We start from the raw sequence: 23,391 nt of genomic DNA, 5'->3' as shown, positions 1-23,391 counted from the left end.
TCACCCCGCTGAAAACGAGCAGGAAACAGCCGGTAATTATTCGTCGGAACAGGCTGTTGGCATCCTTTTCCGACAACACGCAATCACTCGTGCCAGAGCCGTCGCCGCCCTTCTCCCCGATGGAAGAAGCAACCGGCCGACACCCGGGCCGGCAGCCTTGCGGACCTGCCGAGCGCTGAAACAAAAACGGCGCAGCCCTTGTTCAGGTGCTGCGCCGTCTTTTGTATTTGAAGCCAATCTGGTGCGGACGAAGAGACTCGAACTCTTACGCCTCGCGGCGCTGGAACCTAAATCCAGTGTGTCTACCAATTCCACCACGTCCGCGGATCAAACCGTTAAAGCAAAGACGCCAGATGATTAATCTGGCGTCTTTATTCGAATATGGGGTGGACGATGGGGATCGAACCCACGACAACAGGAGTCACAATCCTGTGCTCTACCAACTGAGCTACGCCCACCATATTGCGTTACTTGTGCCAAAGCTGCCTGAATGGCGCACCCGGCAGGACTCGAACCTGCGACCATCCGCTTAGAAGGCGGATGCTCTATCCAGCTGAGCTACGGGCGCCTTATTAATTTGTACTCTACAATGACTACAAACTAAGAGCTTTCAATCTTGCTGAGCCAGACTGTAACATCCGCCTATTCAGCTCGACCTTCTCAACCAGTGCTAGGCTGTGCCCGACAAGTGCGACGAATGTTATAGACGAGTCGGAAGGTCGTCAACTCTTTTTTGAAAAAAATTTAGAAATATAAAGGAGTTAGGGGAATATCCAGACCAAGCGCCTTTGCCCTCGCGCCCTGGCGTGCGAGAATGTGCACTCTTTTTCCACCCCTTTCGATGGTTAATCACGCGTCATGACTGCACAACTAATCGACGGCAAGGCGATCGCCGCTCGTCTGCGCCAGCAGATCGCTCAACGTGTCGCCGAGCGTCGCCAGCAGGGTCTGCGTACGCCAGGCCTCGCAGTGATTCTGGTCGGCAGCGATCCTGCCTCCCAGGTATATGTCTCGCACAAGCGCAAGGATTGCGAAGAAGTCGGCTTCATTTCACAAGCCTATGACCTGCCTAGCGAAACCACGCAACAGGCACTGACCGAGTTGATCGACCGCCTGAATGACGATCCTGGCATCGACGGCATCCTGCTTCAGTTGCCGCTGCCCGAGCACCTGGATGCATCCAGACTGCTGGAACGCATTCGCCCGGACAAGGATGTGGACGGTTTCCATCCTTATAACGTCGGCCGCCTGGCCCAGCGTATCCCGCTGCTGCGCCCCTGCACCCCGAAAGGCATCATGACCCTGCTGGAAAGCACCGGTGCCGACCTGTACGGAATGAATGCGGTAATCGTTGGCGCTTCCAACATCGTCGGCCGCCCGATGGCCATGGAACTGCTGCTGGCCGGCTGCACCGTGACCGTGACCCACCGCTTCACCAAGGATCTGGCCGGCCACGTCGGCCGCGCCGACCTGCTGGTGGTGGCCGCCGGCAAGCCGGGCCTGGTCAAGGGGGAGTGGGTCAAGGAAGGCGCCATCGTCATCGACGTCGGCATCAACCGCCAGGAAGACGGCAAGCTGGTGGGCGACGTGGTCTACGAGACCGCCCTGCCCCGCGCCGGCTGGATCACTCCGGTTCCGGGCGGCGTTGGCCCGATGACCCGCGCCTGCCTGCTGGAAAATACCTTGTATGCGGCCGAATCGCTGCATGCCTGACAGGTGATAGCAGTCAAGACAGGGCACCTTCGGGTGCCCTTGTTGTTTGTGGCGGCCCTGTTCGCGGATGAACGCGACGCACAAAGGGCTTGTGTTCAGTGGGAGCAGGATTCATCCGAGAACAGGGCCCTACCAGACACCCCAAAACACAAAAACCCGCACAAGGCGGGTTTCTGTTCACTCAGCGCAAGGCTCAGTCAGCCAACCGCCAGGTCGTACCGCCCTTGCCGTCTTCCAGCACCACCCCCATGGCGGTGATCTGGTCGCGGATACGGTCGGACTCGGCCCAGTCCTTGTTGGCCCGCGCAGCCAGGCGCGCCTGGATCAGTGCCTCGACCTGTGCCGCATCGACACGACCTTCGGCACCGGCCTGCAGGAACTCGTCCGCCTCCAGCTGCAACACGCCCAGCACGTCGGCCAGTTGCTTGAGACGCGCCGCCAGCCCCGCCGCCGCGTCGACATCGATCTCGCGCAAGCGGTTGATCTCGCGCACCATCTCGAACAGCACCGCACAGGCCTCGGGGGTACCGAAGTCGTCGTTCATTGCCTGGGTGAAACGCTCGACGAACGCCTCGCCACCGGCAGCCGGCACGTTCGGCAGGCCCTTCAATGCATGGTAGAAACGCTCCAGGGCGCCCTTGGCGTCCTTGAGGTTGTCTTCCGAATAGTTGATGGCACTGCGATAGTGGCTCGCCACCAGCAGGTAACGCACGACTTCCGGATGGTACTTGTCCAGCACGTCGCGAATGGTGAAGAAGTTGTTCAGGGACTTGGACATCTTCTCGCCATTGATGCGGATCATGCCGCAATGCATCCAGGCATTGGCGTAGGTCTTGCCGGTGGCCGCCTCGCTCTGGGCGATCTCGTTCTCGTGGTGCGGGAACTCCAGGTCGCTGCCGCCACCATGAATGTCGAAGGTCTCGCCCAGGCAGCAGGTCGACATCACCGAGCATTCGATGTGCCAGCCCGGACGCCCGGCGCCCCAGGGCGATTCCCAACTCGGCTCACCCGGCTTGGCCGCTTTCCACAGGACGAAGTCCAGCGGGTCCTGCTTGGACTCGCCAACCTCGATCCGCGCACCGATGCGCAGGTCTTCGATCTTCTTGCGCGACAGCTTGCCGTAGCCCATGAACTTGCCGACACGGTAGTACACGTCGCCGTTGCCCGGGGCGTAGGCATAGCCCTTGTCGATCAGGGTCTGGATCATCGCGTGCATGCCGGCGATATGGTCGGTGGCCCGCGGCTCCATGTCCGGCTTCCTGATATTCAGGCGCGCCTCATCCTCGTGCATTGCCGCGATCATGCGCTCGGTCAGCGCTTCGAACGACTCGCCGTTCTCGTTGGCCCGGTTGATGATCTTGTCGTCGATGTCGGTGATGTTGCGCACATAGGTCAGGTCATAACCGCTGAAGCGCAGCCAGCGGGTCACCAGGTCGAAGGCGACCATGCTGCGGCCGTGGCCCAGGTGGCAGAAGTCGTACACGGTCATCCCGCAGACGTACATGCGCACCTTGTTGCCGTCCAGCGGCTTGAAGACTTCTTTGCTCTTGGTGAGCGTGTTGTAGATCGTAAGCACGTTAATTCCTTGACTGAATCACTGACCCCAGGAGTCGCGCAGGGTCACGGTACGGTTGAATACCGGGGCACCTGGTTTCGAGTCCTTGATATCCGCGCAGAAGTAGCCTTCGCGCTCGAACTGGAAACGGTCTTCCGGCTGTGCGTTGCCCAACGAGGGTTCGGCACGACAACCGGTGAGGACCTGCAGGGAATCAGGGTTGATGTTGTCCAGGAAACTTGCGCCGTCTTCGGCCTTCTCCGGGTTCGGCGAGCGGAACAGACGATCGTACAGGCGCACCTCGCACTCGACGCTGGCAGCCGCCGGCACCCAGTGGATCACGCCCTTGACCTTGCGACCCTCGGGGTTCTTGCCCAGGGTGTCCGGGTCATAGGAGCAGCGCAGTTCGACGATGTTGCCATCAGCATCCTTGATCGCCTCGTCGGCACGGATCACGTAGCTGCCGCGCAGGCGCACCTCACCCGCCGGTTCCAGTCGCTTGTAACCCTTGGGCGGCTCTTCCATGAAATCGTCGCGATCGATGTAGATCTCACGGGCGAACGGCAACTGGCGCACCCCCATGTCTTCCTTCGGATGGCAGGGCAGTTCGAGGTTCTCGACCTGGCCTTGCGGGTAGTTGGTGATCACCACCTTCAGCGGACGCAGCACGCACATGGCGCGTGGCGCGCTCTGGTCGAGGTCGTCACGGATGCTGAATTCCAGCATGCCGAAGTCCACCACACCGTCGGAACGGTTGGTGCCCACCATCTCGCAGAAGTTGCGGATGGATTTGGGCGTGTAGCCGCGACGACGGAAGCCTGACAGGGTCGACATGCGCGGGTCGTCCCAACCATTGACGTGCTTCTCGTCCACCAGTTGCTTGAGCTTGCGCTTGCTGGTGATGGTGTAGTTCAGGTTCAGCCGCGAGAACTCGTACTGGCGCGGCTTGCACGGCACCGACAGGTTGTCCAGGAACCATTCGTACAGCGGACGATGGCCTTCGAATTCCAGGGTGCAGATCGAATGGGTGATGCCCTCGATGGCATCCGACTGACCGTGAGTGAAGTCATAGTTCGGGTAGATGCACCACTTGTCACCGGTCTGGTGGTGATGGGCATGGCGGATACGATAGAGGATCGGATCACGCAGGTTCATGTTCGGCGAAGCCATGTCGATCTTGGCCCGCAATACACGCTCGCCGTCCTTGAACTCACCAGCCTTCATGCGCGCGAACAAGTCGAGGTTCTCCTCGACGGAACGCTCGCGGAACGGGCTGTTCTTGCCCGGTTCGGTCAGGCTGCCGCGGTATTCCTTGGCCTGCTCTGGAGTCAGGTCGTCGACATAGGCCTTGCCGGCCTTGATCAGTTCGACCGCCCAGTCGTGCAGTTGATCGAAATACTGCGAGGCGTAGCGCACTTCGCCGGCCCACTCGAAACCCAGCCACTTGACGTCACGCTCGATGGCGTCGATGTACTCCTGATCTTCCTTGGCCGGGTTGGTGTCATCGAAACGCAGGTGCGTGACGCCACCGAACTCCTGGGCCAAACCGAAGTTCACGCAGATCGACTTGGCGTGACCGATGTGCAGGTAGCCGTTGGGCTCAGGCGGAAAACGCGTGACGATCTGGGTGTGCTTGCCCGAATCCAGGTCGGCCTGAATGATCGGGCGCAGGAAGTTGACCGGGACAGCCGGGCCGGTCTTGGCGTTCGAAGTAGGGTCGACAGTGGGCTTGCTCATAAGATCCTTGGACGTAACAAGTGCGTGGCCCGGATAGGCCGGGTCAATCAAAACTCCTATCATAGCCGAACCTGTCAAGCCCCTGACAGGGCCAGCCGGAAAACCGCTGCTTTTAATACCGGCGGTATAAAAACCCTCGAAATGCCCGGCAAGCACGTTAAACTCCCCGCCCAGGTTGTGGCGCAGCCCCTTGAAGGGGCCGGCCACGTCCCACGAATTTCCTGAACAGAGCGATAGCTACCATGACTCAAGTCAAACTGACCACCAACCACGGCGAGATCGTTCTCGAGCTGAACGCCGAAAAAGCCCCGCTGACCGTTGCCAACTTCGTTGAATACGTCAAGGCCGGCCATTACAGCAACACCGTGTTCCACCGCGTCATCGGCAACTTCATGATCCAGGGCGGCGGTTTCGAGCCAGGCATGAAGGAAAAGAAAGACAAGCGCCCAAGCATCCAGAACGAAGCGGACAACGGCCTGTCGAACGACAAGTACACCATCGCCATGGCCCGTACCATGGAGCCGCATTCGGCTTCCGCGCAGTTCTTCATCAACGTCACCGACAACGGTTTCCTCAACCACAGCGCCAAGACCGTTCAGGGCTGGGGCTACGCGGTATTCGGCAAGGTGATCGCCGGTACTGAAGTGGTCGACAGCATCAAGGGCGTTGCCACCACCATGAAGGCAGGCCACCAGGACGTACCGGCAGAAGACGTGATCATCGAGAAAGCCGAGATCGTTGAGTGATACTGCTGATTTCAGACTTGCATCTGGAAGAGGAGCGCCCGGACATCACCCGGGCGTTTCTGGGTTTCCTCGCCGGACGCGCCCGTTCGGCACAAGCGTTGTATATCCTTGGCGACTTCTTCGAAGCCTGGATCGGCGACGATGCCATGACCCCTTTCCAACGCTCGATCTGCGCGGCACTGCGCGAGGTCAGCGAGGGCGGCACCCCGATTTTCCTGATGCACGGCAACCGCGATTTCCTGCTCGGTAAGGCCTTCTGCAAGGCAGCCGGAGCCACGCTGCTCAAGGACCCGAGCGTGGTGCAGATCAATGGCGAGCCGGTGCTGTTGATGCACGGCGACAGCCTGTGCACCCGCGACGAGGCCTACATGCGCCTGCGTCGCTACCTGCGCAACCCCATCAGCCTGTTCATCCTGCGGCACCTGCCGTTGCGTACCCGGCACAAGCTGGCGCGCAAGCTGCGCAGCGAAAGCCGGGCGCAAACCCGGATGAAAGCCAACGACATCGTTGATGTGACCCCGGAGGAGATCCCGCGGATCATGCAGCAGTATGGCGTGCACACCCTGGTCCACGGCCACACCCACAGGCCGGCGATTCACAAGCTGCAGCTCGGCAGCCAGGCGGCGAAGCGAATCGTGCTGGGTGACTGGGATCGCCAGGGCTGGGCATTGCAGGTGGACGAGCAGGGATTCCACCTGGGCGAGTTCGAGTTTCCGCCACCGCCGGCGTTGCCCCTGCTCCAGTAAAAAGCTTCGCGGGCAAGCCCGGCTCCTACAGATTCACGTCTTACATTAATGCATCAAACGACGTTGAACTGTAGGAGCCGGGCTTGCCCGCGAATGGGCCTGACTCGGATTAATGCCCGGCCGACGCTGGCCCGGCCTTCGCCGCGAACGGCGGCTTGGCCAGCCAGACCAGCAGCATCAAGCCCATGAAGCCCCACCCGAGCAGCGTAAAGTAGTCCACGGTCGACAGCATGTAGGCCTGGCTGTTGAGAATCTGATCCAGCTGGCTGTAGGCCTGGCTCCCCGCGCCACCGAGATTGTTCAGCGCCTCGCGCGTCGCCGGGTCGAACGGCGTGATGCTTTCGCTCAGGTAGGCATGATGCTGGTCCGCCCGGCGAATCCAGATCCAGGTGGTCAGGGATGCGGCAAAACTGCCGCCGAGCGTACGCAGGAAGGTCGCCAGGCCGGCACCGTCGGCGATCTGCTGCGGCGGCAGGTCCGACATCAGGATGCTCAAGGTCGGCATGAAGAACAGCGCCACGCCGATCCCCATGAACAGTTGCACCAGCGCCACGTGCTCGAAGTCCACCTCGTTGGTGAAGCCGGCACGCATGAAGCAACTCAGGCCGATGGCCAGGAAGGCGATCCCGGCCAGCAGGCGCAGGTCGACCCGGTTGGCGTACTTGCCGACGAAGGGCGACATCAGCACCGGCAGGATGCCGATCGGCGCCACCGCCAGCCCCGCCCAGGTCGCGGTATAGCCCATCTGGGTCTGCAACCACTGCGGCAGAATCAGATTGATGCCGAAGAACCCGGCGTAACCGAGGATCAGCACGATGGTGCCGATGCGGAAGTTGCGGTAGGCGAACAGCCGCAGGTTGACCACCGGATGCGCATCGGTCATTTCCCAGATGACGAACACCGCCAGGGCGATCGCCGAAATCACCGCGCCGATGACGATGAAATTCGATTCGAACCAGTCCAGGTCGTTACCCTTGTCTAGGATCACCTGCAGCGCGCCGACACCGATGATCAGGGTCAGCAGGCCGACATAATCCATCGGCTGCCGACTGATCACCACCGGCCGCGCCTTGAGCTGCTGACGCACCACGGCGGCGGCAAAAATTCCGATCGGCACGTTGATGAAGAAAATCCACGGCCAGCTGTAGCTGTCGGTGATCCAGCCACCGAGGATCGGCCCGGCAATCGGCGCGACCACCGTGACCATCGCCAGCAACGCCAGGGCCATGCCTCGCCTCGCCGGCGGATAGACGGCGATCAGCAGCGTCTGGGTCATCGGATACAGCGGGCCGGCCACCAGCCCTGGAGCACCCGGAAGCCCACCAGTTCGGGCATCGAGGTGGAAATACCGCAGAGAAACGAGGCCAGCACGAACAGCAACGTGGCCCAGATGAACAGCTTCACCTCACCGAAGCGCCGGCTCAACCAGCCGGTCAACGGCAGGGCGATGGCGTTGCTGACGGCAAAGGAAGTGATGACCCAGGTGCCCTGCTCCGAACTCACCCCCAGGTTGCCGGAAATGGTCGGCAGCGCCACGTTGGCGATGGTGGTGTCGAGCACCTGCATGAAGGTCGCCAGCGACAGGCCGATGGTGCTGAGCAACAGGCTCGGCGGGGAAAATGATGCGTTCGAACTCATCGCGAATCCTTTGGAACGGGGCAGGCGCTGCGACCGCGAGGGCCGCAGCGGGGGACTGGCGACTCAGCGCTGCGCGGTCTTGGCCGCCGTTGCGCTGTTCTCATGGATCAGGCGGTTGATCACCGCATCGGCGTCAGCCAACTGCTGCTGATAGACGTTGGTGCTGAACGAAGCCTTCTGGGGCGGCTGCTGTGCCAGCACCGGACCACTCTGGTCGTGCAGGTCGACCTCGACCTGGGTCGACAAGCCGATCCGCAGCGGATGCTTGACCAGATCCTCGGCGTTGATGTGCACACGCACCGGCACCCGCTGGACGATCTTGATCCAGTTACCGGTGGCGTTCTGCGCCGGCAACAGGGCGAAGGCGCTGCCGGTACCGGCGCCGAGGCTGTCGATGGTACCGCTGTATTTCACGTCGCTGCCGTACAGATCGGCCTCGATGTCCACCGCTTGGCCGATCCGCATCTGGCGCAGCTGGGTTTCCTTGAAGTTGGCATCGATCCACAACTGGTCCAGCGGAATCACCGCCATCAATGCGGCCCCCGGCTGTACACGCTGACCGAGCTGCACGGTGCGCTTGGCGACATAACCGGTCACCGGCGCGACCAGCGTGCTCCGGGCATGAGCCAGGTACGCCTGGCGCAACTGAGCAGCGGCCGCCTTCACATCGGGATGGTTGGACACCACCGTGTCGTCGACCAGTGCATTGCTGCTGTTGAGTTGCTGCTCGGCGTTGCTCAAGGCGCTCTGGGCCGAGGTCAGGTCGTCACGGGCGTGGGACAGTTCCTCCTGGGAGATCGCACCGCTGGCGGCGAGATTCCTGCGGCGGGTGTAGTTTTCCTGGGCCTTCTGCACGGCCGCCTTCTGCGCCACCACCTGGGCCTTCATGCCGTCGACGTTGCTGTACAGGCCGCGCACCTGGCGCACGGTCTTGGCCAGATTGGCCTCGGCGCTCTGCAGGCCGACTTCGGCATCGCTCGGGTCGAAGTTCACCAGCACCTGCCCCTCATGGACCAGGTCACCGTCATCGGCACCGATGCTGACCACCGTACCGGTGATCTGCGGCGTGATCTCCACCACGTTGCCATTGACATAGGCGTCGTCGGTACCTTCGCTCCAGCGGCCATAGAGTTCGTGCCAGCCCCAGACCGCCGCGCCGCCGACGGCGACCACCAGGGCGAGGGCCAGGAGCATGATCTTGCGTTTGCCGGAGTTGGCGGCACCGGGGTTGTTTTCAACGGAGTTGTTTTGGGCAGGGTTAGCCATGACAAGTACCTTGAATTAGTGGGTCCGTGCAGCCGGGCTCGAATCGCCCAGGGCGATGTTCTCGGCGTGGAATCCGCCGCCCAGGGCCTGCATCAGTTGAATGGAAAGGTCGATCTGCTGGGCATTCAGTTCCGCCAGCTGGCGCTGGGCCTGCAACAGGGTCTGCTCGATGGTCAGCACGTCCAGGTAGTTGCCGATGCCGGCGCCATAACGCTGGACCACGGTGTCATAGGACTGCTGGGCGATATCCGCCGCATGCTGCTGGACAGCGATCTGCCGGGCGATCTCGCGCAACTGCTGGATCGTGTCGCTGACATCTCCCAGCGCCTTGACCAGGCTCTTGTTGTACTGCGCCACCGCCAGGTCGTAGTCGGCATCCTTCGCATCGAGCCCGGCACGCAGGCGGCCGCCGTCGAAGATCGGCAGCGAAACGGTCGGCGCGATGCTGAAGAAACGGCTGGCCGAACCGAACAGGGCGTCGCCCAGCAAGGCCTCGGTGCCGGCCGCGGCACTCAGGTTGAGATTGGGGTAGAAACGCGTCTTGCCGGCGGCGATATCCTTGCTCGCGGCCTCGACCCGCCAACGCGCGGCCACCAGGTCCGGACGCCGGCCCAGCAGCTCTGCCGGCAGGCTCGAAGGCAGGGCGACCACCGCGGGCTGGAGGATTTTCGGCCGGGCCAGCTCGTTGCCGCGGTCCGGCCCCTTGCCCAGCAAGACGGCCAGGGCGACCTTGGCGCTCTGCAGTTTCTTGCGTGCATCGATCACCTGCTCCTCGGAGCTGGCGGCTAGGCTTTCGGTCTGCTGATACTGGTAGTGGCTGTCGATTCCGGCACTCAGGCGGCGCTGGCCCAGTTCGAGCATCTGCCGGGTGCGCTTGAGATCATCGTTGGCCAGGTCATAGACGATATGCGCCTCGCCCAGGTTGCTGTAGGCCCGCGCCACATCGCCGGCCAGGGTCAGGCGTGCCGCCTGCTGGTCGACCTCGGCAGCCCGCGCCTGACCGAGCGCGGCCTCCCAGGCGTCACGCTGGCCGCCCCAGAGGTCGAAGGTGTAGTTGAAGTCCAGGCCCAGCTTGCGCACGGTGTCGTAGTTGCCACCCTGCCCGCTCGGGTCCTGGTCACGAGGCAGGCGGGAACGGGTCACCCCGGCGCTGGCATCGAGGGTCGGCAGGCGGGCGGCATCGGCGGCATAGGCCGCGGCGCTGGCCTGGTGGGTCCGCGCACTGGCGACCTGCATGTCCGGGCTGTCGCGCAGCGCTTCCTGGATCAGCCCGTCGAGCTGCGGGTCGCCCAGGCTTTTCCACCAGTCATTCGACGGCCAGGCCGCCGGCGACAGCCGGATACCCTTGAGCGACTGTTCAGCCTTGAGATCCTTCGCCTCCAGGCTCACTCCAGACGTCGTCAGCCCCTGGTAGCTGGCACAGCCCGCCAGGGCCATCGCCAGGAACATCAGACTGAAACCGCTGCGCAAGGTTTTACCGTTCATTTTTTTCACCCAGCCGCAACTGGGTGATCGAGTCCCCGGCTGCCAGCAAAATCTTCTTGAGAATGTCTTCCAGGGTCTGCAGCTCGTCCCGGGTGATCGCACCCGCCAATTCGTTCATGGCGTCGGCACCGATTTCCGGCAGGCGGTCCGCCAGGGCCTGGCCCTGTTCGGTCAGTACCAGACGGACCTGACGCCGATCACCCTCCGAACGCTGGCGCACCAGCAGTTCCTTCTGCTCCAGGCGATCGAGCATCCGCGTCATCGAGCCGCTGTCGATGGACAGGTGGCGGCACAGCTCGGCCGGCGAATCGACGCCGAACTGGGCCATGATGATCAGCACCTTGAACTGCGCCGCGGTAATGCCGTACGGCACCATGTGGGTATCGATGATCCGGTCCTTGAGCAACGCCGCGCGCCCCAGGAGCAGGCCGAGATGGCAGTTGTGAAAGTCTTCCGGAAGGAAATGCTTCATAGAGTCACCAGAAAGCTGCCTAGGCAGAGAGTTGCTCAGATATTACTGCCTAGGCAGTTAATGTCAAAGAAATTGTTAGCAAGCTTTTCAAACAACCGATGGAAGGCACCGGCTGATAGCCGGCGGAAATAGGCAGCCTCCGGCTTGGACGAAAGCGCACTGAACACCGGCCCTGCCACCTCGCCTCACCTGCCGGGAGACGAGTGGCGCCGACTTTCGAGAAATAACTCTGGGAACACCTTCGAAATCGCTGTCTGATGGAAGGACAGTCAGGCTTTCCTGAACCAGGTGGTCAGGGCTTCAAGGGTTGAAAAACAAGGAAACGGGCGGGCCTGCCATGAACCGGCTCACCCAGGAGGACATCATGCAATATCCCATTGCCATTGAATGGGGTGATGAACACACCGCCACCGGCGTACAGATCCCGGACATTCCAGGCGCCGTGACCGCCGGCGACAGCTTCGAGGAAGCCTATGACGCCGCCATCGAAATCGCCCACATCCGCCTGGAGGAAATCGCCTCGAGCGGCGAGCGGGTACCGATGCCGTCGCCATTGCTGGCCCACCGGCAAAACCCCGACTTTGCCGAAATGGGTTGGGGCCTGCTGGAAATCGATATTTCGCCCTACCTGGGCAAGACCGAGAAGGTCAACGTGACCCTTCCCGGCTTCGTGATCCAGCGCATCGACCGCTACGTGCGCGACCACCGGATCAAGAGCCGCTCGTCGTTCCTGGCCGAGGCGGCACTGGAAAAGCTGGTTCGCGCCTAGTGGCCTGTACGGTTAATTCGAATACTCAAATTCGGGTCCAGGGGTTTGCCAGGCAAGGCGCCATGACGAGTCGTAGCCGAGCTACGGCGAGGAATGGCAACGCAGTCTGGCGAAGCCCTGGACCCGGCGTTGAGTGCGCGAATTAGCCACACAGGCCACTAGACAGCCGGGACACCGCTGTGGAAGCGAAACTCGACGTCCGGCGACTCGATCAGCTCCTGCTCCACCAGCCGGACCTTGTCGATCACCCGGGCGATATCCGCAGCGTCGCCATACTGGTAGGCCAGCTTCAGATAACCCTGGAAATGCCGGGCCTCGCTCTTGAGCAGGCCGAAATAGAACTTGCCCAACTCTTCATCCAGGTGCGGCACCAGGGCCTCGAAACGCTCACAACTGCGGGCCTCGATAAAGGCCCCGACCACCAGCGTGTCCACCAGTTTCACCGGCTCGTGGTTGCGCACCACCTTGCGCAGGCCCGAGGCGTAGCGGCCGGCGGAAAGCTGGCGCAAGTCGATCCGACGACGCTTCATCAGGCGCATCACCTGCTCGTGGTGCACCAGTTCCTCCCGCGCCAGCCGCGACATCATGTTGATCAGGTCGACATGCGAATGGTACTTGGCGATCAGGCTCAGGGCCGTGCTCGCCGCCTTGAACTCGCAGTTCTTGTGGTCGATCAGCAGGGTTTCCTGATCGGCCAGCGCCGCCTGCACCCAGGCGTCCGGCGTGCGACAGCCGAGAAACTCATGAATTTCCGGCAGGTTCACAGGAAGGCTCCCGGCAGTGCGCAGCGAAGGGGGTCGAACAACGAAAGAATCGGCAACATGGGGCTCACAAGGGGTCAGGCAACTCAAGGCCGCCGATTATACGGGTCCCGGGGCGGACCACCAGCCATCGTCCTTGATATGCATCAAGTTCGGGGCGAACGCAGGGCAACTATAGTTAGGTCATGCCGCCTTCGAACCTCTGGGAGCACGCTGACCATGCAAGCCATTCGCAGCATTCTGGTGATACTCGACCCCGATCACGCCCACAGCCTGGCGCTCAACCGCGCCAAACTGATCGCCAAGGTCACGGATGCCCACCTGCATCTGCTGATGTGCGACCCGCGGCACGACCATAGCGCCCTGCTCTCGCTGCTCAAGAGCCAGTTGCATGACGACGGCTACAGCGCCACGGCGGAACAGTCCTGGGACAAGACCCTGCACGACACCATCATCGGCGTGCAACAGGCCGAAGGCTGCGGCCTGGTGATCAAGCAGCACCGCCCCGACAGCCCGCTGAAAAGGGCCCTGCTGACCCCTTCGGACTGGAAACTGCTGCGTTTCTGCCCCTGCGCGGTGCTGATGGTCAAGACCGAGACGCCCTGGGCCGGCGGGGTGATTCTCGCCGCGGTGGATGTCGGCAACGCCGACGAGGGCCATCGACACCTGCATGCGAACATCATCGATCATGGCTATGACATAGCCAGCCTGGCCAAGGGCCACCTTCACGTGATCAGCGCCCATCCCTCGCCGATGCTCTCGGCCGCCGATCCGGTGTACCAGTTGCGGGAAACCATCGAGGCGCGCTATCGCGAGCAATGCCGGGCCTTCCAGGCGGAATTCGACGTCGATGACGAACACCTGCACATTGCCGAGGGGCCGGCGGACGTCTTGATTCCGCACACGGCCCACAAGCTGGGCGCAGTGGTCACGGTGATCGGCACGGTGGCGCGGACCGGGATTTCCGGGGCACTGATCGGCAATACCGCGGAAGTGGTGCTGGACTCACTGGAAAGTGATGTGCTGGTGCTCAAGACCCAGGAGATCACCGACCACCTGGAGGAACTGGCCAGGGGCTGAGGCCTGCCGGCGTCCGGTTCAGGGGCCCAGCGCCTCCTTGAGAAACCCCGGCGCGATATAGCGCTCGTAGTGCGCCTCGGACAGCAGGAAGAACTCGCGATCGATGGCATCGCGCAACTCCGGCAGCCCCCAGTCACGAAACTCCGGCAGCAGCACCATGCCATAGGCCTCCAGCTGGTTGATCACCCGCGCTCCTCGCGCAATCAGCTGATAGGCCCAGCAATACTCCGACTGATGGGGCACGAAGCGGATCTTGCGCGCCTCCAGTTGCTGGCGCAGCCTGAGCGGGTCGAACACCTCCAGCTTGGCCACCATCACCTGCACCAGCAACTGTTCCAGACGCAGCCACACCGCACGCTTCTGCTCCTCGCTGTAGCCATTCCAGTGGATCACTTCATGGTGGAAGCGTTTGCAGCCGCGACACACCAGGTCACCGTAAACCGTGGAGCAGAGGCCGACGCAGGGGGTCTTGATAGTCTGATTGGGCATGGGCAGGACAAACGCGCGGAAGCAAAACAGGCCCGCATGTTAGCCCTTTGTCTAACAAGGGTCACCCCCGAACCTGTAGGGCTTACCTTACCTTTCTTTGGAATATGCCGTAGAATCGTTCTGCCTTTTTAGGCGCCAATGTCCGTTGGAAGCTGTTTTCAAAGCGTCACGAGCACAGTTTAGGGTGGAGCCGTCCCAGGGCGCTTCATCCGCCGGGTGTCAGTCACCCTCATCCTGAAGAACGACGTTGGCTCGGGAATTTCCGCCCGGAAGTTCCCGCGCCGACCCTCATCTGCTCCGTTCCGAAGGCGTAAAACTTTGAAAACAGCTTCTGTTGGAAATCGCGGAAACTCTGGCCAAGCGGCCCAAAAAGCCCCTACAGCGCATGAGTGCCGTGCATTTCTGGATGAGCGTCCCGGACACCCATTTGGGACCACTGATGAGGGTAATAACTGTGCTTGAAGCCTACCGCAAACATATCGAAGAGCGCGCAGCCCTGGGTATCGTGCCCCAGCCGCTTAACGCCGAACAAACCGCAGGCCTGGTCGAGCTGCTGAAGAATCCCCCGGCTGGCGAAGAAGCTTTCCTCGTAGACTTGATCACCAACCGCGTTCCGCCTGGAGTGGACGAAGCCGCCTACGTCAAGGCCGGCTTCCTTTCCGCCCTGGCCAAGGGCGAAGCCAAGTCCCCGCTGCTGGACAAGAAGCGCGCGGTTGAACTGCTCGGCACCATGCAGGGCGGCTACAACATCGAGACCCTGGTTGCCCTGCTGGACGACGCCGAGCTGGCGCCGGTTGCCGCCGAGCAACTCAAGTACACCCTGCTGATGTTCGACGCTTTCCACGACGTGGCTGAAAAAGCCAAGGCTGGCAACGCCCACGCCAAGGCCGTCCTGGAATCCTGGGCCGCCGGTGAATGGTTCACCGCCCGTCCGGCCATCGCCGAGAAATACACCCTGACCGTGTTCAAGGTGCCTGGCGAAACCAACACCGACGACCTGTCCCCTGCCCCGGACGCCTGGTCGCGCCCCGACATTCCGCTGCACGCCCTGGCCATGCTGAAAATGGCCCGCGACGGCATCGAGCCTTCCCAGCCAGGTTCGGTCGGCCCACTGGCACAGATCGAAGCGGTCAAGGCCAAGGGCTTCCCGGTTGCCTACGTCGGTGACGTGGTCGGTACCGGTTCCTCGCGCAAATCCGCCACCAACTCGGTGCTGTGGTTCTTCGGCGACGACATTCCGTACGTACCGAACAAGCGCGCCGGTGGCTTCTGCTTCGGCACCAAGATCGCCCCGATCTTCTACAACACCATGGAAGACGCCGGCGCCCTGCCGATCGAATTCGACTGCACCAACCTGGCTATGGGCGACGTCATCGACGTCTATCCGTTCAAGGGCGAAGTGCGCCGCCACGGCAGCGACGAGCTGGTCACCAGCTTCGAACTGAAAACCGAAGTACTGCTGGACGAAGTCCGCGCCGGCGGCCGTATTCCGCTGATCGTCGGTCGCGGCCTGACCGGCAAGGCTCGCGCCGAGCTGGGCCTGCCACCATCGGACCTGTTCAAGGCACCTGAAGCACCGGCGGCCAGCACCAAGGGCTTCACCCTGGCGCAGAAGATGGTCGGCAAGGCTTGCGGCGTCGAGGGCATCCGCCCGGGCACCTACTGCGAACCGAAGATGACCACCGTCGGCTCCCAGGACACCACCGGTCCAATGACCCGTGACGAACTGAAGGACCTGGCCTGCCTGGGCTTCTCCGCCGACCTGGTGATGCAGTCCTTCTGCCACACCGCGGCGTATCCGAAGCCGATCGACGTCAAGACCCACCACACCCTGCCCGACTTCATCATGACTCGTGGCGGCGTGTCCCTGCGTCCAGGCGACGGCATCATCCACAGCTGGCTGAACCGCATGCTGCTGCCTGACACCGTCGGCACCGGTGGCGACTCCCACACCCGCTTCCCGATCGGTATCTCCTTCCCGGCCGGTTCCGGCCTGGTGGCCTTCGCGGCCGCCACCGGCGTCATGCCGCTGGACATGCCCGAGTCGGTACTGGTTCGCTTCAAGGGCAAGCTGCAGCCTGGCATCACCCTGCGCGACCTGGTTCACGCCATCCCTTACTACGCGATCCAGCAGGGCCTGCTGACCGTAGAGAAGAAAGGCAAGAAGAACATCTTCTCCGGCCGCATCCTGGAGATCGAAGGCCTGAACGACCTGACCGTCGAACAAGCCTTCGAACTGTCCGACGCCTCGGCCGAGCGTTCCGCTGCCGGCTGCACCATCAAGCTGCCGGAAGAGGCGATCGCCGAATACCTGAAGTCGAACATCACCCTGCTGCGCTGGATGATCGGCGAAGGCTACGGCGATGCCCGCACCATGGAGCGTCGCGCCCAGGCGATGGAAGCCTGGCTGGCCAAGCCCGAACTGCTGGAAGCCGACAAGGACGCCGAGTACGCCGCGGTCATCGAGATCGACCTGGCCGACGTCAAGGAGCCTGTGCTCTGCGCGCCGAACGACCCGGACGACGCCCGTCTGCTGTCCACCGTTGCCGGTGACAAGATCGACGAAGTGTTCATCGGTTCGTGCATGACCAACATCGGTCACTTCCGCGCTGCCGGCAAGCTGCTGGACAAGGTCAAGGGCGGCATCCCGACCCGTCTGTGGCTGGCTCCGCCGACCAAGATGGACGCTCACCAGCTGACCGAGGAAGGCTACTACGGCATCTACGGCAAGGCCGGTGCGCGCATGGAAATGCCGGGCTGCTCGCTGTGCATGGGTAACCAGGCACGTGTGCAGACCGGTTCGACCGTGGTCTCCACCTCGACCCGTAACTTCCCGAACCGCCTGGGTGACTCCACCAACGTCTACCTGGCTTCGGCCGAGCTGGCGGCGGTCTCTTCGATTCTCGGCAAGCTGCCGACCGTCGAGGAGTACATGGAGTACGCGAAGAACATCGACAGCATGGCTGCCGACATCTATCGCTACCTGAGCTTCGACCAGATCGCCGAGTTCCGCGAAGCCGCGGCCAACGCGAAGATCCCGGTCGTTCAGGCCTAAGCGACAGCGCAATGGAAAAAGCCCCGACTCGTCGGGGCTTTTTCATGCCTGCTCACTTGGCCTGACCCGCTGCGCAGAAGCCGTCAGCTCTGAGGGGAACCGCCTCCCACAGGGGCGTACCAGATGGGTTACTGGCGTACCAGCCGCCGGTTCTGGAACGCCACCACCTCGGTACTGCGGTACGGGTTGATATCCAGCCCGCCCCGGCGCACATAGCGCGCATACACCGTCAGTTTTTCCGGCTTGAGCAACCGCTGCAGGTCGAGGAAGATCCGCTCCACGCACTGCTCGTGGAAGTCCGAGTGCTGACGGAAACTCACCAGGTACGCCAGCAGGCTGGCATGGTCCAGCGCGGCCCCACGATATTCCACCACCACGCTGCCCCAGTCCGGCTGGCTGGTCACCGGGCAGTTGGACTTGAGCAGATGGCTGTGCACGCTTTCCTCGACCACGCGCGACGGATCGCAACGCAGCAGCTCAGGACGCGGATGGGCGTAGTCACTGACACTGATATCCAGGTCATCGATACAGGTGCCCGGCAAGGCCACCACACCTTCTGCCTGTACGTCGCCCAGCCGACGAATACGCACCCCCACCGGCTTGCCCGCCGCCGCCGACAGATCGGCGCGCAGCACCGCCTCCAGGCTCGGGATATCGGCAAACGGCGTCTGGTTCAGGGAGTTGAGATACAGCTTGAACGACTTGGACTCGATGATGTTCGGCGAGTCGGCCGGAATGCTGAACTCGCCGATGGCCACCACCGGCTTGCCGGACGGCAGCAGCCAGGACAGCTCGAAGCAGTTCCAGAAGTCCACGCCGTGATAGGGCAAGGTCTCGGCACTCAACCCCAGCTCGGCCCATTTCGCGGCGCGCGGAATCGGGAACAGCAAGGATGGCGTATAAGTGGCGATGTATTCACTGGACTTGCCCAGCGGCGAATGTTCGGCTGCGGGATGCATAACGAAAACCTGAAAGAATGAACCCGACAAGTCTATCGGGTTTACGCCCGGCTTTCAGCGTGCAAAGGCAGACGACCTGCCTCAGCGGTCAATTTTCAGCCGGCCAACCATGCCCGCCTGGTAGTGACCGGGGATATTGCAGGCGAACTCCAGGCTGCCGGCCTTGCTGAAGGTCCAGGTCAGTTCGGCGGTCTTGCCTGGCTCGACCAGCACGCTGTTGGGGTCGTCATGCTTCATCATGCCGTGATCCATGGCACCGCCCGCCATGCTGGAATGATCCATCGCCGGCATCTTCATGCCGGTCGGCGTCAACATGCCGCTCTGCTGCATCTTGAGCATTTCCTGCTGGTGCGCGGCATGCATCGCCGCCTCGCCCAGGTTGAACTCATGCAGCAATTGACCCTTGTTGACCAGCACGAAACGCACGGTCTCGCCGGCCTTGACCTCCAGCTCCTTGGCATCGAAAGCGATATCGGTCATGGTCACTTCGATGGTACGGGTCGCCTTCGAGGCCGGTGCCGGCTGACCGAAGTCATAATGCCCGGCGGGCGAGGCCAGGGCCGCGGAACTCAGCAGCAGGCCGGCAAACACGAGACTGTTGCGCACAAACATGGTCACACTCCAATGGAATAGGTTTCACTCTGTGCAAGACTGTAGAACCAGAGCGCTGCCACCAGCCTGACCGGCAGATTACAACTTTGTCAGCTTGGGCCCGAAGCGCCGGACGACCTGTATAACGTTACCGTTCCATTTGCCACGAGTCATCCATGAAACTGCTGATCGTCGAAGACCAAGCGAAAACCGGCCAATACCTGCGCCAGGGCCTCAACGAGGCCGGCTTCAACTGCGAGCTGGTGGCGGATGGCACCAGCGGCCAGCACCTGGCGCTGACCGGCGACTACGACCTGCTGATCCTCGACGTCATGCTGCCCGGCCGCGACGGCTGGCAGATCCTCCAGACGGTGCGCGCCGCCGGCCTGGAAATCCCGGTGCTGTTCCTCACTGCCCGCGACGCGGTAGAAGACCGGGTCCACGGCCTGGAACTGGGTGCCGACGACTACCTGGTCAAGCCCTTCGCCTTTTCCGAACTGCTGGCCCGGGTCCGCAGCCTGCTGCGCCGTGGTGGCGGCAATACCCAGGACACCAGCCTGCAGGTTGCCGACCTGCGCCTGGACCTGATCCGCCGCCGGGTCGAACGGGCCGGCCAGCGCGTCGACCTGACCGCCAAGGAATTCGCCCTGCTGGAAATGCTCCTGCGCCGCCAGGGCGAAGTGCTGCCCAAATCGCTGATCGCTTCCCAGGTCTGGGACATGAATTTCGACAGCGACACCAATGTCATCGAGGTCGCCATCCGCCGCCTGCGCCTGAAAATCGATGATGCCCACTCCAACAAGCTGATCCATACCGTGCGCGGCATGGGCTACGTACTCGAAGAACGGGCCCTGTGATGCGGCGTCTGTCTCTCGCCGGGCGCCTGGCGCTGCTGTTCGCCGCCTGTACCGCAACGGTGTCGCTGGTGGCCGGCGTGCTGTTCAGCCGGGCCAGCGAGTCGCACTTCGTCGAACTCGACCAGCAGTTGCTGGATGGGCGCCTGGCCGAACTGCGCAGCCTGCTGGGCCAGGTGGCCGACCTCGGCGACTTCCAGCCGCTGCACGAGCGCCTGCAAGGCGAAATCAACCTGCGCCCCGACCTGGCCCTGAGAATCCACGGCGCCGACGGCCAGCTCTGGTTCGACAGCGCCCGCGCCCTGCCCGAGAAACTGCCCGCCCAAGCCGGACTGAACAGCCTGCTGAGCGGCACCAGCGCCTACCGGATCTTCAATGTACCGCTGACGCCGGGCCGGGCGGACTCCGCCCAACTGACGCTGATCCTCGACATCACCCATCACCAGCATTTCCTGCAGCGCATGCAGCAGTTGATCTGGCTGACGGTCGGCCTTTCGGCCCTGGCCACCGCCCTGCTCGGCGCCTGGGCCGCCCGCAGCGGCCTGCGCCCCCTGCGACGCATGAGCGAAGTGGCGGGCGGCATCTGCGCCCACTCGCTGACCCAACGCCTAGGCATCGGGCAGATGCCGGCGGAGCTGGCCGAGCTGGGGCAGGCCTTCAACGCCATGCTCGGGCGCCTGGAGGACTCGTTCCAGCGACTCTCGGCGTTCTCCGCCGATATCGCCCACGAACTGCGCACGCCGCTGTCGAACCTGCTCACCCACACCCAGGTCACCCTGACCCGACCACGCCCACTCGAGGACTATCGCGAGGCGCTGCACAGCAACCTCGAGGAACTGCAATGGATGGCGCAACTGGTCAACGACATGCTGTACCTGGCCAAGGCCGACCATGGCCTGCTGAACCCGAGGTTCGAGCAGCTGGAACTGGCCGACGAGGCCGATGTGCTGCTGGAGTTCTTCGCACCACTGGCCGAAGACAACCAGGTCCGCGTGAGCCGCAGCGGCACGGCGAAACTGCTGGGCGATCGCAGCATGTTGCGCCGGGCGCTGTCCAATCTGCTGGACAACGCGCTGCGCTTCACGCCGATGGGTGGTGAAATCCGGATCAATCTGGAGACGACGGCAGCAGGCCTGCGTGTCAGTGTGCAGAACAGCGGTGAAGGGATCGCGGCGCAAGCGCTGCCGCGGCTGTTCGACCGGTTCTATAGGGCGGATCCGGCCCGCCATGAAGGGAGCAACGAGCATGCCGGCCTGGGACTGGCGATTACCCAGTCGATCGTGCGGGCCCATGGTGGGCGGATTCATTGTGAATCGGAGGGAGGCTGGACACGGTTCATCATCGAATTGCCGTGCCAGGCTTGAGGGCCTCTTCGCGGGCAAGCCCGGCTCCTACAGTCCGGCGTCGTTCACCCATGATGCATACGACACCGATCTGTAGGAGCCGGGCTTGCCCGCGAAAACGGTATCCCGGCTTACGAGTAGCGCAACGCCTGCGCCGGCTCGGTCTTCGCCGCGCGATACGCCGGATAGAGCGTCGCGAGAAAGCTCATGATGAACCCGGCCGAACAGATCAACACCACATCTCCCCCCTGCAACTGCGACGGCAGGTTGCTGACGAAGTACACGTCGGAACTGAAGATGTGCTGCCCGCTGATCCGCTCGATCCAGCCCACCAGCTCACTGACGTTCAACGCCGCGATCACGCCGAGCACACCGCCGATCAGGGTGCCGACGATACCGATCACCGTGCCCTGGACCATGAAGATCGCCATGATCTGCCGCGGCGTGGCGCCGATGGTACGCAGGATGGCGATGTCCGCGCCCTTGTCGTTCACCACCATGATCAGCGTCGCGATGATGTTGAACGCCGCCACCGCGACGATCATCAGCAGCAACAGGCCGATCATGGTCTTTTCCATCTTCATCGCGCTGAACAGGCTCCCCTGGGTGTGAGTCCAGTCATCGGCCTTGTAGCCGGCGCCCAGGTCGCCGGCGATGGCGGTGGAGACCTGCGGCGCGGCATACAGGTCCTTGACCGCCAGGCGCACGCTCTGCACCTGGTTCGGCTGCCAGTGCTGGATCTGCGCCGCGTCGGCCATGTGGATCAACGCCATGGAACCATCCAGTTCGGCACCGACCTTGAACACGCCCACCACGTTCAGGCGCTGCATGCGTGGGGTGATGCCACCCGGATCGGGGCTCACTTCCGGGACGATCAGGGTCAGCTTGTCGCCGACATTGAGGCGGAAACGCCGGGCGGTGATCTCACCGATCACCACGCCGAACTCGCCCGGCTTCAGGTCTTCCAGCCTGCCCTGGACGATATGCTGGGCAACGATCGAGACCTTGCCTTCCTGGGCCGGGTCGACCCCGCTGATCTGGATCGGCTGCATCGCCCCCTTGTACGACAGCATGCCGTCCATCTCGGTGAACGGCACCGCCGCGGTGACCTGGGGATTGCGCATCGCCGCGGCAGCCACCGGCTGCCAGTCGTCGATGGGCTTGACCCCGACGATGGTCGCGTGGGGCACCATGCCGAGAATCCGCGACTGCATTTCCTTCTGGAAGCCGTTCATCACCGACAGCACCACGATCATCGCCAGCACGCCCAGGGCGAGGCCAATCATCGAGGTCATCGAGATGAACGAGACAAAACGGTTGCGGCGTTTGGCACGGGTGTAGCGCGTGCCGATGAAAATCGATAACGGTCTGAACATTCGCAGGCCACCGTAGAAAATAATCGAGCCGGCCACCGAGGACACCCACGGGGCCGGCCAGGGCGAATCAGATTGCGACCAGCTTGCCGTCGGTCAGGTGCAGCACACGGTCCATCTGGCGCGCCAGGTTCATGTCATGGGTCACCACCAGGAACGCGGTCTGCATCGAAGTGCTGAGCTCCAGCATCAGGTCCTGGATACCCTGGGCGGTATGGTGGTCGAGGTTGCCGGTCGGCTCGTCGAGCATCACCAGGCCGGGCTTGTTCACCAGTGCCCGGGCGATCGCCACGCGCTGGCGCTCACCGCCGGACAACTCGGCCGGCTTGTGCTCCAGGCGATGCCCCAGCCCTACCCGCTCCAGCAACGCCGTGGCGCGCTGACGCGCCTCGGGGATCGCCGTACGGCCGATCAGCAGCGGCATGCAGACGTTCTCCAGGGCGGTGAATTCCGGCAGCAGGTGGTGGAACTGGTAGACGAAGCCCAGCGCACGGTTGCGCAGCAATCCACGGGCCTTTTCGCCCAGCGCCGACAACTCCTCGCCGGCCAGCCAGACACTCCCCTTGGACGGCGTATCCAGCCCGCCCAGCAGGTTGAGCAAGGTACTCTTGCCCGAACCGGAACTGCCGACGATCGCCACCCGCTCGCCCGCGTACAGCTCAAGCTGCAGACCGGACAGCACCACCACCGACTCCGGGCCCTCCTCGTAGGATTTGCCCAGGTTGCGGCAACTCAGCACTGCTTTATCACTCATGCCCA

Annotated in this window: 19 protein-coding genes, 3 tRNA genes and 1 pseudogene; 8 read left to right on the top strand and 15 right to left on the bottom strand. The window is 62.9% G+C overall.

Translation table 11 applies throughout. From position 1 onward, the window contains the following. Positions 1-239: 239 nt before the first annotated feature. The 3 genes from ACZ5KU_RS09615 to ACZ5KU_RS09605 form a co-directional block, all read right to left on the bottom strand. Positions 240-324: transfer RNA gene (locus ACZ5KU_RS09615), tRNA-Leu, on the bottom strand. A gap of 58 nt (positions 325-382) precedes the next feature. After that, positions 383-458 (bottom strand) — tRNA-His (locus ACZ5KU_RS09610). Positions 459-491: 33 nt separating this feature from the next. Next, positions 492-568, bottom strand: a tRNA-Arg gene (locus tag ACZ5KU_RS09605). Positions 569-858: 290 nt separating this feature from the next. Here ACZ5KU_RS09605 and folD point away from each other — a divergent pair. Next, on the top strand, positions 859-1,713 hold the full coding sequence (folD, locus tag ACZ5KU_RS09600; RefSeq protein WP_017906647.1) for a bifunctional methylenetetrahydrofolate dehydrogenase/methenyltetrahydrofolate cyclohydrolase FolD: 855 nt from the start codon (positions 859-861) through the stop codon (positions 1,711-1,713). Between the two features lie 193 nt (positions 1,714-1,906). On the opposite strand, the gene cysS is transcribed toward folD, so the two are convergent. Together cysS and ACZ5KU_RS09590 are read right to left on the bottom strand one after the other, a co-directional pair. After that, positions 1,907-3,289 carry a cysteine--tRNA ligase gene (cysS, locus tag ACZ5KU_RS09595; RefSeq protein ID WP_054059616.1) on the bottom strand — a complete coding sequence of 461 codons (1,383 nt, stop codon included), beginning with the start codon at positions 3,287-3,289 and terminating at the stop codon, positions 1,907-1,909. Between the two features lie 18 nt (positions 3,290-3,307). Beyond that, positions 3,308-5,005, bottom strand: coding sequence for a glutamine--tRNA ligase/YqeY domain fusion protein (locus tag ACZ5KU_RS09590; RefSeq protein WP_054059617.1), 1,698 nt, complete (start codon positions 5,003-5,005; stop codon positions 3,308-3,310). A 242-nt stretch (positions 5,006-5,247) separates the two neighbouring features. On the opposite strand from ACZ5KU_RS09590, the gene ACZ5KU_RS09585 reads away from it, so the two are divergent. Together ACZ5KU_RS09585 and lpxH are read left to right on the top strand one after the other, a co-directional pair. After that, complete coding sequence (locus ACZ5KU_RS09585) at positions 5,248-5,751, top strand: peptidylprolyl isomerase (protein WP_054059618.1); 504 nt, start codon at positions 5,248-5,250, stop codon at positions 5,749-5,751. Further along, positions 5,748-6,497: a UDP-2,3-diacylglucosamine diphosphatase gene (gene lpxH / locus ACZ5KU_RS09580; protein WP_464737063.1), complete on the top strand. Its 750-nt coding sequence runs from the start codon at positions 5,748-5,750 to the stop codon at positions 6,495-6,497. The genes ACZ5KU_RS09585 and lpxH overlap by 4 nt, the downstream gene beginning before the upstream one ends. Before the next feature lie 109 nt (positions 6,498-6,606). On the opposite strand, the pseudogene ACZ5KU_RS09575 reads toward lpxH, so the two are convergent. The 4 genes and pseudogenes from ACZ5KU_RS09575 to ACZ5KU_RS09560 form a co-directional block, all read right to left on the bottom strand. Then, positions 6,607-8,135 (bottom strand): annotated as a pseudogene (locus ACZ5KU_RS09575) (DHA2 family efflux MFS transporter permease subunit). A gap of 63 nt (positions 8,136-8,198) precedes the next feature. Next, positions 8,199-9,401, bottom strand: coding sequence for an HlyD/EmrA/EmrK family protein (locus ACZ5KU_RS09570; RefSeq protein WP_054059621.1), 1,203 nt, complete (start codon positions 9,399-9,401; stop codon positions 8,199-8,201). Between the two features lie 15 nt (positions 9,402-9,416). Continuing rightward, the gene (locus ACZ5KU_RS09565) at positions 9,417-10,886 is read right to left on the bottom strand and encodes an efflux transporter outer membrane subunit (protein WP_273826347.1); all 1,470 of its coding nucleotides are present in this window, start codon (positions 10,884-10,886) and stop codon (positions 9,417-9,419) included. Further along, complete coding sequence (locus ACZ5KU_RS09560) at positions 10,876-11,358, bottom strand: MarR family winged helix-turn-helix transcriptional regulator (RefSeq protein ID WP_054060710.1); 483 nt, start codon at positions 11,356-11,358, stop codon at positions 10,876-10,878. The genes ACZ5KU_RS09565 and ACZ5KU_RS09560 overlap by 11 nt, the downstream gene beginning before the upstream one ends. Positions 11,359-11,722: 364 nt before the next feature. On the opposite strand from ACZ5KU_RS09560, the gene ACZ5KU_RS09555 reads away from it, so the two are divergent. Further along, positions 11,723-12,127 (top strand): type II toxin-antitoxin system HicB family antitoxin, encoded by a 405-nt coding sequence (locus tag ACZ5KU_RS09555; RefSeq protein WP_054060717.1) that lies wholly within the window; start codon positions 11,723-11,725, stop codon positions 12,125-12,127. 158 nt (positions 12,128-12,285) lie between these two features. On the opposite strand, the gene ACZ5KU_RS09550 is transcribed toward ACZ5KU_RS09555, so the two are convergent. Beyond that, the gene (locus ACZ5KU_RS09550) at positions 12,286-12,891 is read right to left on the bottom strand and encodes a MiaE family protein (RefSeq protein WP_054063874.1); all 606 of its coding nucleotides are present in this window, start codon (positions 12,889-12,891) and stop codon (positions 12,286-12,288) included. A gap of 216 nt (positions 12,892-13,107) precedes the next feature. Between ACZ5KU_RS09550 and ACZ5KU_RS09545 the strand changes: the two genes are divergently transcribed. Then, positions 13,108-13,968, top strand: coding sequence for a universal stress protein (locus tag ACZ5KU_RS09545; protein ID WP_054060712.1), 861 nt, complete (start codon positions 13,108-13,110; stop codon positions 13,966-13,968). An 18-nt stretch (positions 13,969-13,986) separates the two neighbouring features. Here ACZ5KU_RS09545 and ACZ5KU_RS09540 read toward each other — a convergent pair whose 3' ends face one another. Continuing rightward, a complete protein-coding gene (locus ACZ5KU_RS09540) occupies positions 13,987-14,457 on the bottom strand; it encodes a DUF1289 domain-containing protein (protein ID WP_054060713.1) in 471 nt (156 codons plus the stop codon). Between the two features lie 454 nt (positions 14,458-14,911). Between ACZ5KU_RS09540 and acnB the strand changes: the two genes are divergently transcribed. After that, positions 14,912-17,512 carry a bifunctional aconitate hydratase 2/2-methylisocitrate dehydratase gene (acnB, locus tag ACZ5KU_RS09535; protein ID WP_054060714.1) on the top strand — a complete coding sequence of 867 codons (2,601 nt, stop codon included), beginning with the start codon at positions 14,912-14,914 and terminating at the stop codon, positions 17,510-17,512. A 128-nt stretch (positions 17,513-17,640) separates the two neighbouring features. Here the strand turns inward: acnB and queF are convergent, their stop codons facing one another. Further along, positions 17,641-18,471 (bottom strand): NADPH-dependent 7-cyano-7-deazaguanine reductase QueF, encoded by an 831-nt coding sequence (gene queF / locus ACZ5KU_RS09530; RefSeq protein ID WP_054060715.1) that lies wholly within the window; start codon positions 18,469-18,471, stop codon positions 17,641-17,643. An 81-nt stretch (positions 18,472-18,552) separates the two neighbouring features. Next, positions 18,553-19,083, bottom strand: coding sequence for a copper-resistant cuproprotein CopI (copI, locus tag ACZ5KU_RS09525; protein ID WP_054060716.1), 531 nt, complete (start codon positions 19,081-19,083; stop codon positions 18,553-18,555). A gap of 155 nt (positions 19,084-19,238) precedes the next feature. Between copI and ACZ5KU_RS09520 the strand changes: the two genes are divergently transcribed. Together ACZ5KU_RS09520 and ACZ5KU_RS09515 are read left to right on the top strand one after the other, a co-directional pair. Continuing rightward, complete coding sequence (locus ACZ5KU_RS09520; RefSeq protein ID WP_054063875.1) at positions 19,239-19,919, top strand: heavy metal response regulator transcription factor; 681 nt, start codon at positions 19,239-19,241, stop codon at positions 19,917-19,919. Continuing rightward, positions 19,919-21,280: a heavy metal sensor histidine kinase gene (locus ACZ5KU_RS09515; protein WP_054063876.1), complete on the top strand. Its 1,362-nt coding sequence runs from the start codon at positions 19,919-19,921 to the stop codon at positions 21,278-21,280. The genes ACZ5KU_RS09520 and ACZ5KU_RS09515 overlap by 1 nt, the downstream gene beginning before the upstream one ends. A 110-nt stretch (positions 21,281-21,390) precedes the next feature. On the opposite strand, the gene ACZ5KU_RS09510 is transcribed toward ACZ5KU_RS09515, so the two are convergent. Together ACZ5KU_RS09510 and lolD are read right to left on the bottom strand one after the other, a co-directional pair. Continuing rightward, a complete protein-coding gene (locus ACZ5KU_RS09510) occupies positions 21,391-22,635 on the bottom strand; it encodes a lipoprotein-releasing ABC transporter permease subunit (RefSeq protein WP_054060450.1) in 1,245 nt (414 codons plus the stop codon). A gap of 67 nt (positions 22,636-22,702) precedes the next feature. Then, positions 22,703-23,386 (bottom strand): lipoprotein-releasing ABC transporter ATP-binding protein LolD, encoded by a 684-nt coding sequence (gene lolD, locus ACZ5KU_RS09505; protein WP_162491352.1) that lies wholly within the window; start codon positions 23,384-23,386, stop codon positions 22,703-22,705. Between the last annotated feature and the right edge of the window lie 5 nt (positions 23,387-23,391).

It is taken from the genome of Pseudomonas sp. Tof1 (assembly GCF_055390395.1).
Note: the sequence above shows the minus strand (reverse complement) of the source record. Positions and strands in the feature narration are given on the sequence as shown.